General features: G+C 58.1%; 11 protein-coding genes. 6 read left to right on the top strand and 5 right to left on the bottom strand.

From position 1 onward, the window contains the following. Window positions 1–152: 152 nt before the first annotated feature. Window positions 153–374 (bottom strand): hypothetical protein, encoded by a 222-nt coding sequence (locus KW840_RS27775; RefSeq protein WP_057715294.1) that lies wholly within the window; start codon window positions 372–374, stop codon window positions 153–155. A gap of 680 nt (window positions 375–1,054) precedes the next feature. After that, a complete protein-coding gene (locus KW840_RS27770; protein WP_057715295.1) occupies window positions 1,055–1,999 on the bottom strand; it encodes a LysR substrate-binding domain-containing protein in 945 nt (314 codons plus the stop codon). A 180-nt stretch (window positions 2,000–2,179) separates the two neighbouring features. On the opposite strand from KW840_RS27770, the gene KW840_RS27765 reads away from it, so the two are divergent. The 4 genes from KW840_RS27765 to KW840_RS27750 all read left to right on the top strand — a co-directional run bounded on the left by KW840_RS27765 (window position 2,180) and on the right by KW840_RS27750 (window position 6,314). Continuing rightward, on the top strand, window positions 2,180–3,409 hold the full coding sequence (locus tag KW840_RS27765; RefSeq protein ID WP_057715296.1) for a CaiB/BaiF CoA-transferase family protein: 1,230 nt from the start codon (window positions 2,180–2,182) through the stop codon (window positions 3,407–3,409). After that, window positions 3,406–4,200: a methylmalonyl-CoA decarboxylase gene (scpB, locus tag KW840_RS27760; RefSeq protein WP_218498430.1), complete on the top strand. Its 795-nt coding sequence runs from the start codon at window positions 3,406–3,408 to the stop codon at window positions 4,198–4,200. The genes KW840_RS27765 and scpB overlap by 4 nt, the downstream gene beginning before the upstream one ends. A gap of 169 nt (window positions 4,201–4,369) precedes the next feature. Beyond that, window positions 4,370–5,722 carry an SLC13 family permease gene (locus KW840_RS27755; protein WP_150814798.1) on the top strand — a complete coding sequence of 451 codons (1,353 nt, stop codon included), beginning with the start codon at window positions 4,370–4,372 and terminating at the stop codon, window positions 5,720–5,722. Window positions 5,723–5,882: 160 nt separating this feature from the next. After that, the gene (locus KW840_RS27750; protein ID WP_218498429.1) at window positions 5,883–6,314 is read left to right on the top strand and encodes a VOC family protein; all 432 of its coding nucleotides are present in this window, start codon (window positions 5,883–5,885) and stop codon (window positions 6,312–6,314) included. Window positions 6,315–6,433: 119 nt separating this feature from the next. Here the strand turns inward: KW840_RS27750 and KW840_RS27745 are convergent, their stop codons facing one another. Next, window positions 6,434–8,296: an ABC transporter ATP-binding protein gene (locus KW840_RS27745; protein WP_218498428.1), complete on the bottom strand. Its 1,863-nt coding sequence runs from the start codon at window positions 8,294–8,296 to the stop codon at window positions 6,434–6,436. 421 nt (window positions 8,297–8,717) lie between these two features. Between KW840_RS27745 and KW840_RS27740 the strand changes: the two genes are divergently transcribed. Both KW840_RS27740 and puuE read left to right on the top strand, forming a co-directional pair. Next, window positions 8,718–9,590, top strand: coding sequence for a GNAT family N-acetyltransferase (locus tag KW840_RS27740; RefSeq protein WP_218498427.1), 873 nt, complete (start codon window positions 8,718–8,720; stop codon window positions 9,588–9,590). Continuing rightward, window positions 9,590–10,483, top strand: coding sequence for an allantoinase PuuE (puuE, locus tag KW840_RS27735; RefSeq protein WP_218498426.1), 894 nt, complete (start codon window positions 9,590–9,592; stop codon window positions 10,481–10,483). Before KW840_RS27740 ends, puuE begins: the two co-directional genes overlap by 1 nt. Before the next feature lie 201 nt (window positions 10,484–10,684). Here puuE and KW840_RS27730 read toward each other — a convergent pair whose 3' ends face one another. Next, a complete protein-coding gene (locus tag KW840_RS27730) occupies window positions 10,685–10,900 on the bottom strand; it encodes a hypothetical protein (protein ID WP_057715303.1) in 216 nt (71 codons plus the stop codon). 132 nt (window positions 10,901–11,032) lie between these two features. Further along, on the bottom strand, window positions 11,033–11,806 hold the full coding sequence (locus KW840_RS27725) for a ParA family protein (protein ID WP_057715304.1): 774 nt from the start codon (window positions 11,804–11,806) through the stop codon (window positions 11,033–11,035). Window positions 11,807–11,855 lie beyond the last annotated feature (49 nt).

The raw sequence follows: 11,855 nt of genomic DNA, 5'->3' as shown, positions 1-11,855 counted from the left end.
AGAAGCAGCCCTTCATGATCGGCTGCTAATCGCTTGGTGGCTTGGGATGTATTCTGCCCCTCGTGATAGGCATCAATTGGCCAAAAGTTGACGATTGAGAACCGGGCGTGCTCGACCAGAAGCTATTACGACGAGGCGAATATTTTTAGCCCTCATGCTCCTTTATGGACATCTTCCACCGAATGGGCATATCGCTTCGTGGCCTCCATAACCAAGCCCTTTCGCTCGTCACGATTGATGAAACCTTTGATTGAATAGTCCTCGGCAAGCCGAAGTAATTCTTCGTATTGCTCTTGAGCAGTCGCTCGAATTTCGGGCATAGCCAGCATTGATTGCCATGTCTCAAGCGCTTGCGCTTTTCGGTCTTCGTACATGATTACGACTCCCAAAGCCCTTGTTGCGATAGAGCCATGCGAGCAGCGGAATGTTCACCAAGGACGACGTGTGGCATTTCCCAGTCAGAAAGATTGATGATGACACCCACGAACAACATACAGACCGGCGTGCCATAGCCAGGTCTTTCGGTTGCGCAAATGGGACCTAAGACGGGACGCCCATTCATCAACGCAAAGCATAATGAGGTGAACGTCCACGACAAAAAAATGGACATAACGTTGAGGGATTAACGCACAAGTTATGCAAATCCCAGGAACGACAGGACAACCGCGACCACCACTACTAATCCGACAATGTAGATGATGCTGTTCATGATTTTCACCTCTCAACCTGAATGAAATTGCGCGGCGAAGGTGTGCTTTTGTTATCACTAAACCTTGCCCGCTGTTCAATCGACAACAACGAAGCTCAATTTGCTCCTGTGCAAACTTCTCTGAGTGACGAGGTGGCAAAAGATGCGACAGGTGGGTAAATGCTCGAAGCAAAGACGCTGAGCTTGCCCACTACACCGTCCTGAGCGAAACGTTCAGAGAATCCGACATTCAAATTCCGGTTTACCCGCACCTTGAGCTTTTGCTTGAACCTGGGCTTCGACCGGTTGAATCCACAGCAAAAAGCAGCCACTCACGAACGACTACTTCCGACCCAATATAGCCTGTCAGTAATCTTGGAGGTTCCTTCCTTTGACAGGTTCATCTGCCCACCCCGGCTGCCGCTCGAACGCCTCGAACAGCTCGAAAATGGTCGACTTGACCTTCTGCACGGCATTGCTCTCTACAACCGTGTCATGCCAGCACAGCGAAAGATCCCGCTTGAACAGTCGATGATCGATCCTGGCCAGCTTGAGCCTGTGTTGCACAAGCTCAACATGGGCTGCGGCCCACGGCAGGATCGTGACACCGAGCTGCGCCTTGACGGCTGAGAACAACAGGTCGGTGGAATTGGCTTCGAATTCAACCTCGCATTTGAGGCCGGCCTCCTGCAGTGCAAATTCGACCCGACTGCGAATGGTGTTCGGAGCACAGGGCAGCACCAGCGGCATCTTCGCCAATGCCTCAATCGACACCGGTTCATCCGATAATGAAAATTCCGGCCACGCCACCAAGTACAGCGTTTCGGTTAAAAGCCGCCGGAAAGCCATGCCCCGGGTTTCGACCACATCGACATTCACCGCCAGTGCCACTCGCCCTACCGTGATCAGACGTCCGAGTTCGGCGCTCGGAGAATCAATCAATTCCAACTTGATACCCGGATATCGGCTGCGAATCGTGCGTGCGAGCGGAATTGCCAGCATGCGCGCCGTACTCGACGGCATGCCGACCGAGACTTTGCCTTGCGGGAATTCGGCGTCCTGGCGCAGCAGTTCGTGGGTGCCGTCGGCCTGGCGCAGCAGTTCGATAGCATGCCGATAAAGCGTTTGCCCAGCCGCCGTGGGAACAACGCCATGCACGCTGCGCTCGAGCAGTTGCATGCCCATGTCCTGTTCCAGGTTGCGCATCTGCTGGCTGATGGCTGGCTGCGCGATATGCAGCGTTTCACTGGCGCGGGTGATGTTCCCGCACTCGACCACCTTGATGAAATACCGCAACTGGCGCAGGTCCATGTGTACCTCCCAAGCCATATGATTTTCCGATGACTGTAGAGAAATATCATATTTGAAGGTTATGAGATACGGCGCCTAGACTCGTCTCACAACACGAAGCGCTAACGGTCGTCACAGGCGAATGGCGCTTCAAAGGCCTTAGTGCAATGACCGGTATTCAACCCTTCAATGGAGAACCCTATGCAAGCTATGCAAGGCGTGAAAATCGTCGACCTGAGTCGCGCACTGTCCGGGCCGTTCTGCACCATGGTGCTGGCAGACCTCGGTGCCGATGTGATCAAGATCGAGCCCGGCCCGACTGGTGATATGAGCCGCACCTGGGGGCCCTTCGACCGTGGCGTGAGCACCTACTACTTATCGTGTAACCGCAACAAGCGCGGCATGTGCATTGACTTGCGCACCCCCGAAGGGTTGACCACCATCCAGCAGTTGATCGATGACGCCGACGTCGTCATCGAGAACTTCAAACCTGGCACGCTGGAAAGCATGGGCCTCGGTTATGAGGTGCTCAGCGCCCGCAATCCGCGACTGGTATTGGGCAGCATTAACGCCTTTGGCGCCGACGGGCCGATGAGCAGTTGGCCCGGCTTCGACCAGATCGCCCAAGGCTACTCGGGGCTGATGAGCCTGACCGGTTTCGTCGATGGCGACCCGACACGCACCGGCACCGCCATCGGCGATTTGACTTCGGGCATGTGGCTGGTGACAGCGGTGCTGGCTGCGCTGCTCGAGCGCGAGCGCACCGGGCGTGGCCAACATGTCAGCACGTCGCTGCTGGCCAGTCTGGTCGGGTTGCTGAGTGTGCACGGCCAACGCTACCTCAGCCTGGGGGATGTGCCGCGCCGCACCGGTAACGCCCATTCGGTGATTGCACCTTACGGCGTGTTCCAGACAAAGGATGGCCCGCTCAATCTGGCGCCGATCACCTCGGCCATGTGGGGGCGTTTGTGCATACTGCTCGATTTGCCCGAGCTGCCGGATGATTCGCGCTTCGCCACCAATGAAGCGAGGGTCGAACGTCGTGACGAATTGAGAGAGATTCTGGAAAGTCGTTTGAAAACCCGCAGCAAACGCGAGTGGACCTCGCTGTTCGTCGACGCAGGATTACCCGCCGGCCCGATCAACACACTCGATGAGGTCTTCGACGACCCGCAGGTGCTGCACAGCCAACTGACCGAGACACTCACGCACCCGACCCTTGGTGCACTGCGTCAGGTAGTGACCCCGGTGTTCTGCGCCAATGACAGCGTTGTCAGCCGCCCACCGCCGCTGCTTGGCGAACACACCGTCGAAGTATTGCGCGAAGCCGGTTTCGACGCTGCATCAATCAACGCACTGCTCGCCGCTAAAATAGTGTTCCAGAACTCCGATGACATGACCGGCGCGCAATCGACAGGAGCCGCACAATGAATTCAGCCTCTTCCACAACAGTGACCGTCAACCGGGTCGATGAACGCATCGCGCGGCTGGTCTTCAGCAACCCCACACACCGCAATGCACTCAGCGCGCAACTGCTGACGGCGCTCGACGAAAGTCTCATCGCACTGGCGTCACAACGCATCCCGGTGGTGATCCTCGGCAGCGAAATCGGCCAATCCGTGTGGAGTGCCGGCCACGATATCCGCGAACTGCAACACGACCGCGACCCGATTGCCTATGGCAAACCGCTCGAACAGGTATTGCGCCGCATCCGCGCCTATCCCGGCGTGGTGGTTGCCCTGGTGTCCGGCTCGGTGTGGGGCGGCGCGGTGGATCTGGTAATGAGCTGCGACATGGTCGTCGCGGACCGCAGCGCAAGCTTTGCCATGACTCCGGTGAACATTGGATTGCCCTACACCACCAGTGGATTGCTGCGCTTCTTCAACAATTTGCCGATTCATGTGTTGAAGGAAATGTTTTTCACTGCACAAAAGCTCGATGCTGTGCGGGCGGAACGGTTTGGTCTGGTCAACCGACTGGTCGACACTGATGTGCTGGAAGCGACCGCGCTGGAGCTGGCACACGGCATCGCCTGCAAAGCGCCGCTAGCCGTTGCGGCGGTCAAGGAACAGCTGCGTATCCTCGAAGACTTGCAACCGATTCCGGTGCAGGCGATGGAGCAGATTGCCGAACTGCGCCGACAAGCCTGCGAAAGCGCTGACTTTGGCGAAGGACTGGCAGCCTTTGCCGAGCGCCGGCCAGCAGCATTTAATGGCAATTAGCACGACAGCGTTGAAAGCTTCTGTGTTTGTACGACCGACTTCGCAGGCAAGCCACGCTTCCTCGTTTCGTCACGCTCGGCCCGACGCGAGTCGATTGCTAAACATCCCGAAACAATAACAACAAGGACGGTACCTGCGGGACCGTCCGAATGCGGGGAGTCAGATTGAAATGAATAATGAAATTCTGTCGATTTTAGTGCTAGTGGTCATTTTCGGCATCGCCAGCGTGTTGCCCATCAATATGGGCGCGCTGGCGTTCGCGGCGGTCTTTATCGTCGGTTCGGTGATAATGGACATGACACCGGCGACCATCTTCGCCGGCTTTCCCAGTGACCTGTTCCTGACTTTGGTCGGTGTCACCTATTTATTCGGCATCGCCCAGAACAACGGCACCATCGATTGGCTGATCGAACGGGCAGTGTTGATGGTGCGTGGCCATGTCGCCTGGATACCCTGGGTGATGTTCGTGGTGGCGGCGCTGCTCACCGGTTTCGGTGCGCTGAGCCCTGCGGTGGCAGCCATCCTCGCGCCTATTGCTCTCAACTTCGCCGTGCAGTACCGCATCAACCCCGTGCTCATGGGACTGATGGTGATTCACGGCGCTCAAGGCGGCAGTTTCTCCCCTGTGAGTATTTTCGGTGGCATAACCAATCAGATCGTTGCGTCCTCCGGGCTGCCTTATGCACCGTTCACTCTGTTCATCGCCAGCCTGCTGTTCAATCTGGGGATTGCCATGGTGGTATTCGTAGTCTTCGGTGGTTTACGTAGCGCTCGCGTGTCAATGGTGGTGGTCCCGTCCGGTCCCGAATTGCATGCTGCCGGTGCATCGCTGGCCATTCTTGGCCACGGTGGTACGCCGGCGTCCCCTGCTTATCATCGTACTGACCTGACGGGTGCCGGTGCGCCGCTACATACCCTCAGCGGCCTGGACGGGGCCAAGCTGTCGACGCTGGTCGGGCTGTTGGCCCTGGCGATCTCGGCATTAGTGTTCAAGTTCAATATCGGGTTGGTGGCCATGACGGTCGCGGTAGTCCTGGCCATGTTCGCGCCCAAGGCGCAGAAGGCGGCCATCGACAAGGTCAGTTGGTCGACTGTTCTGCTGATTACCGGGATCATCACTTACATCGGAGTGATGCAGACCATCGGTACCATCGACTATGTCGCCCATGGCATCTCCGGCTTGGGTGAGCCGCTGCTGGTCGCTTTGCTGCTGTGCTTCACGGCCGCAATTATCTCGTCCTTCGCTTCGTCCACGGCGTTGCTAGGGGTGATCATTCCCCTGGCCGTGCCATTCTTGAGCCAGGGCCACATCAGTGCGGTCGGCGTGGTCGCGGCTATCGCCATTTCCACCACCATCGTCGACACCAGCCCGTTCTCCACCAATGGTGCGCTGGTGGTTGCCAATACCCCCCCGCTGGAACGAGAAAAAGTGTTGCGCAGTCTGCTGATCTATAGCGCGGTGGTTGCCCTGGTGGGACCCTGTGTTGCCTGGTTGACCCTGGTGGTGCCCGGGGTGCTCTGAGCTTTCGGGTCAGGCCCTGATCAGCCTGATGGACTCAATTTTTCCGTCACCGGCCACGAGGGGTAAATTCCTGCACGATTTTCGGAAGGGAAGAATCGAAGCCATAAGTGCAGAACCTGCCCGCCCGCAAAAATGAGCCTTTTGAAATGGAAGTCATCTCATGTTCGAACGTAACAAACTGGTTCCGGAGTTAATGGTAAGCAACCTGGATAGCAGCCTGGCTTTTTGGGTTTATTGCCTGGAGTTCAAAGTAGCTTATCAACGCCCGGAAGATGGATTTGCATACCTTGATTTGAATGGTGCTCAAGTAATGCTTGAGCAGGTTGATTCGGACGCGGGTCAATGGCTGACTGCGCCGTTGACTAAGCCGTTTGGAAGAGGCATCAACCTACAGATTGATGTTGAGGCTGTCGCACCCATCATCCAAAAACTTGATCAGGTTGGATTTCCTCTCTATCGAGAATGCAAAGACACCTGGTATCGGGCGGACAATGTAGAAGTAGGCCAGCGCGAATTCATCGTCCAGGATCCCGACGGTTATCTCGTAAGGTTGGTAGAGCGGTTGGGTGAGAGACCGGCTTGCTCAATCTGAATCTGAGCCAAGCCGACCGTCAGCTTTGTGTTGTGGACTCAACCGGTCGGTAGCTGCCCATCGCGTCAGGCAGCTATCGGCCAGTCGGCGCCCCTCCCCCTGCTGCGTACCCTTCACACTCACGCCTGATCCATAGCCTCTTCTACCACGCCCTTATCCTCCCCCAGGAACCCGCCGCTTTGATGCTGCCAAAGCCGCGCATAGACGCCATTCTTCCCGAGCAATTCGGTGTGGGTGCCCTGTTCGATGATGCGTCCGTCATCCATGACGATGAGCCGATCCATGGCTGCAATCGTGGACAGCCGATGGGCGATGGCGATCACAGTCTTGCCCTGCATCATTTCATCGAGGCTTTCCTGAATGGCCACTTCGACTTCCGAGTCCAGCGCGCTGGTGGCCTCGTCAAGAAGCAGGATCGGGGCGTTCTTGAGCATCACCCGGGCAATCGCGACGCGTTGGCGCTGGCCGCCCGACAGCTTGATGCCGCGCTCCCCCACAAGGGTGTCGTAGCCGGTATGGCCTTGCCGGTCGCTCAATTGGCTTATGAATTCATCGGCCTGGGCATTGGCCGCGGCGCTGCGGATTTGCGCGTCGGTCGCATCGGGACGGCCGTAGGCGATGTTGTCGCGAATGGAACGGTGCAGCAGAGAGGTATCCTGCGTGACCATACCGATGCAGCCGCGCAGGCTGTCTTGCGTCACTTGTGCGATGTTTTGGCCGTCGATGCGAATCTCCCCGCTGTCGACGTCATAGAAACGCAGCAGCAAGTTGATAAGCGTGGATTTGCCGGCGCCAGAGCGGCCAACCAAGCCGATTTTTTCGCCCGGGCGGATGCTCAGGCTCAGGCCATCGAGCACCTGGCGTTCACCATTGTAATTGAAGCTCACCTTATCGAAGGTTACCGCGCCGCCGGAGGTCACCAGCACGCCGGCACCCGGCGCGTCCTGCACCTTGGTGCCCTGGGTCAGCGTTGCCATGCCATCCTGCACGGTGCCGATGCTCTCGAACAGCGAGGTCATTTGCCACATGATCCAGTTCGACATGCCATTGATACGCAACGCCATGGCGGTGATTGCCGCCACGGCACCTGCGCCGACCTCACCCTGGTGCCATAGCCACAGGGCATAACCACCCGCTGCCATGATCAACGCCACCACCAATGCCTGGTTGACGATTTCGAACTGGCTTACCAGGCGCATCTGGCGAAAGCCGGTGTGCTTGAAATCCTCCATCGCTGCGCGCGCGAAGTGCGCTTCACGATTGGAGTGGGAGAACAGTTTCACCGTAGTGATGTTCGTGTAGGCGTCCGAGATACGCCCGGTCATCATCGACCGCGCATTAGCCTGTTCCTGCCCGACTTTCCCCAGACGGGGCACGAAGTACAGCATGGCCAGGCCGAACAACACGACCCAGGCAACAAAAGGCAGCATCAGTTTCAGAGCGAAGCCGCCGGCCAGGGCGATGATCGCAATGAAATACACCCCGATCCCGGGCACGATCTCGATCAGGGTGAACAGCACATCACGCACCGCCAGCGCAGTCTGCATCACCTTGGTAGTGACTCGGCCGGAAAACTCATCGGAAAAAAACGAAAGGCTTTGTCGCAGCATCAGGCGATGGAAGTCCCAGCGCAGCCGCAACGGCAAGTTAATCGCCAATATCTGGTGCTGCACCATGGTGCGCAATGCCACCAGCCCGACACTGGTCACCATTACGATGCCCATGCCCCACAACACGCGACTTTCCTGCGCAGCCGCTTCACCGCCTGCCTGCCAGGTCGAGAGCAGGTCCACGACCTGCCCGAGGAAGGAAAACAGCCAGGCTTCGTAAATCGACACACCGGCACTTAGTAGCGCAAGTGCAAGGATGTAACCGCGGGCGCCCCGCGTACAGGCCCACAGAAAGCGAGCCAGGCCATCGGGTGGCGGTGGTACCTCGTCAGGAGGAAAGGGGTCGAGCCTTCGTTCAAACGCACGAAGCATGGTGTTCTCCAAAACGATCAAGTTGAGGGGATTCTGCCATTGAACGGTTGCTTTGAGGGTTTTGCGAAGTTGAGGTGTGGCGCTGTTGGCAGGTCGCTCCCAGGATTGGGTTGCCGGGTGCGGGCTATCAAACGTTGCCAGAGACCCGCTCGGCAGGGATAAATTGGCCGGTATCGAAGGGAACTGGTCAAGACCGGACGTTCATCCAAGGAGCGCTTTCGGCCGACTCTGTTGAAAAAGTCGACCATGGTTTCCGCAGCAGAAAACAACCGGGCCTCGCGCTCAGGACAATTCAATGGGACCGAACATATTCTGCAGGTGACGTGACGAACTGGATCAAAACTCGGGTTGAAGCTATACCGAAAGGGTTCAGAGTGGGGATGGACCACACGCTCGATTAGCGTCTGAGGAGAACTTCGCGGTGTCGAATCAGCTGGTCATACGCAACATGACCCGTCCCGAGCTGGACGAGCTCGTCGATTGGGCTGCCCGTGAGGGTTGGAATCCCGGTCTCCACGATGCCGAGCTGTTCTGGGCGACGGACCCTGCCGCCTTCATCGCGGCGTCCCGGGGCGGCGAATTGATCGGCGGCGGTGCCATCACCTCCTACGATGGCGAATTCGGTTTCATGGGCTTTTTCATCGTCCGGCCTGAATATCGCGGTCAAGGTCTGGGCAATACCCTCTGGCACGCACGCCGCGAGCGACTCCTCGCCCGCCTGCGCCCAGGCGCGAGCATCGGCATGGACGGCGTCTTCGCGATGCAGGACTACTACGCCAAGGGCGGTTTCGTCTTCTCCCATCGCAACATGCGTTTTCGTGCCGAGATCACCGAACGCCTGGCGACCTCGCAAGTAGACGACCAGGACATCGTCCCGCTGGCCACTTTCCCGCTCGATCAGGTTGTCGATTACGACCGCACCTGCTTCCCCGCCGCGCGCGCAACCTTCCTGAGCGGATGGATAGCCCAAGCCGATGCACTCGCCGTGGGTTGCCGGCGCGAGGGCAGGCTAAGCGGCTATGGCGTAATCAGGCGCTGCCGGGAAGGCTGCAAGATCGGCCCCTTGTTCGCCGATGACGCCCTGGCAGCCAATGCCCTCTACGCGCGCCTGGCGGAATTTGCGCAGGGTGGCCCGCTGTTTCTCGATGCCCCGCAGAACAACCCCGCCGCGATGGCGCTCGTGCACCAACAGGGCATGATCGAAGTTTTCGGCTGCGCACGCATGTACCTCGGCCCTCCTCCGGCGATCGCGCACGAACGTGTGTTCGGCGTCACGACTTTCGAGCTGGGCTGATGTCCGCTCGCGACCTCATCGGTTATGGCGGCTGCCCACCCCACCCGCGATGGCCCGGTGAGGCGCGCGTCGCGGTCCAGTTCGTACTCAACATCGAAGAGGGCGCGGAGTCATGCATCCTCAATGGCGATGCACAGTCGGAGGCCTGGCTTCACGAGCTACCGGGCCGTCCGCCGCGTGTGGGGGAACCGGACTTGAGCGTAGAGGGCATGTACGAATACGGATCGCGCGCAGGTGTGTGGCGCATTCTGGAGCTGTTCAACGCCCGAAGCCTGCCGCTGACCGCTTTCGCCGTCGGCCGAGCACTGGAACTCACCCCGGCGATTGGCCATGCGCTCTGCGCTGCCGGACATGAGATTGCCGGGCATGGCTACCGTTGGCTGGACTATCGCGACATGCCTGAAGACCAGGAGCGGCGCCATATCCGCCTCACCCTCGACGTGATCGAGCAGATCTGCGGTAAACGCCCCACAGGTTGGTACACAGGAAGGGTCAGCCAGAACACCCGTCGCCTGTTGCGTGAGGAAGGTGGGTTTCTCTATAGCTCGGACGCTTACAACGATGACCTGCCCTATTGGCTCCCGGGCACGCCCGCCCACCTGGTGATCCCTTACACGCTGGTCAACAACGACGCCCGCTATCTGCTGGCGAATGGTTTCGCCTGCGGTGAAGACTTCTTCCGGCTGCTCAAGGATGCTTTCGACCTGCTGTGGCAGGAGGGCGCGCACCACCCGAAGATGATGAGCGTCGGCCTGCATGGGCGGATCAGTGGCCATCCTGGTCGTGCGATGGCGCTGGCGCGTTTTCTGGATTACGTGCAAGGCCACGACGCAGTGTGGATCTGTAGGCGCGAAGAGATTGCCAGGCACTGGATTGCCCAATTCCCCGCCTGAGTGATAAGTGGCTCGGGACGGCCTGAGCCACGCTCAATGATGCGGCAATATGTTTCGACCCCCAGTACGCGACCGTGCTGGCTACAAACAAATCGGGTGGGCGCGCTATGCGGTTCAACACCTCAATCCGCTAATCCACAATGAACAACTTCGCTGTGGTGGTGGCGGGATCCACCGGCTGAATCCAGAAGAGATGACTGCTCATGCGAGCTTTATGGTGCCGCCCTGGATATCGTCGCGCGCCATCCGCAAGTCATTGGCATCGCGGTTGAGCTGGTGAATCATGTTGAGCAACCGCTGACGAAGCACCTCGTCCTGGAGCTGTTCTGCTGCGCGCATCACATCAAGCGCCGCTACCTCATTATTGGTTGCGACGGAGTCGAGCAGTTTGCGCATGCTTCTTGATGGCCGATTCATCTCCAACCCCCCAGGTTTCAGTGACGCGAATCATAAGGCTGGAATGTTTCGCCAGTGTTTCAGCTGCACGAACGGGTTCTGAATCGCCGACTCCGGCTGAGTCGACGCTAGCCGAATCCATCAGTGATGAAGCTAAGCGGCCCGCTCCAGGGCATCCAGCAAGCCAACAAACTCCAGCGAAAGCCTGTGGCGAGGAGCCAAATGGACGAGAGGGACTGAAACTTCGTGAGATTCACGCATCTTGACGGAGCTGCTCAGGTAAACCGGTAGCAGAGGTAAACCCTCTGCCAACAGCTCATCAATGAGACTTTGGTGCATGCCAGTGCGCTCAGTGAACTGGTTAACCACCACCCCTTCCACTTCCAGTGATTCGTTGTGATCACTACGTAGATCTTCTACCTGCGCGAGAACGCGATACAGCGCCTGACGAGAAAAGCTGTCGCAATCGAACGGAATCAGTATTCGATCGGCAGCCACCAGTGCACTGAATGTGTAGAAATTCAGCGACGCAGGTGTGTCGATATAGATGCGTTCATAATCCCCGGACAGCTCAACCAATAACTTGCGTAGCTTGTTGATCTTGAACTTGCTCTCAAGTTTTGCCTGAATGTCTGAGAGTTCAGGGCTGGCAGCCACCAGGTGAAGGTTGTCGTAAAGGGTCTCGGTTATGGCCACTCGATTCCTTCTGCCTTCGAAGCCGCTGGACAGTGTCTGTTTGAAGAAATCGGCTATGCCTGCGGGAATGCGCTCGTTGAGTAGTCCCGTGAGGTAGTGAGTCGAGTTTGCCTGGGGATCGAGGTCAACCAGCAGCGTTCGGTAACCTTCGGCAGCACTTACAGCGGCAAGATTGCAGGCAATGCTGGATTTTCCAACACCACCTTTCTGATTGAATACGACACGACGCATCGGGCTTGTTCATCCATGAAAGTGGCCTAAGGCCAACTGAAGGAAAATC

Source organism: Pseudomonas sp. PDM30, from assembly GCF_019218985.1.
Lineage (GTDB): Bacteria > Pseudomonadota > Gammaproteobacteria > Pseudomonadales > Pseudomonadaceae > Aquipseudomonas > Aquipseudomonas jessenii.
This window is presented reverse-complemented; position numbering and strand designations above follow the sequence as displayed.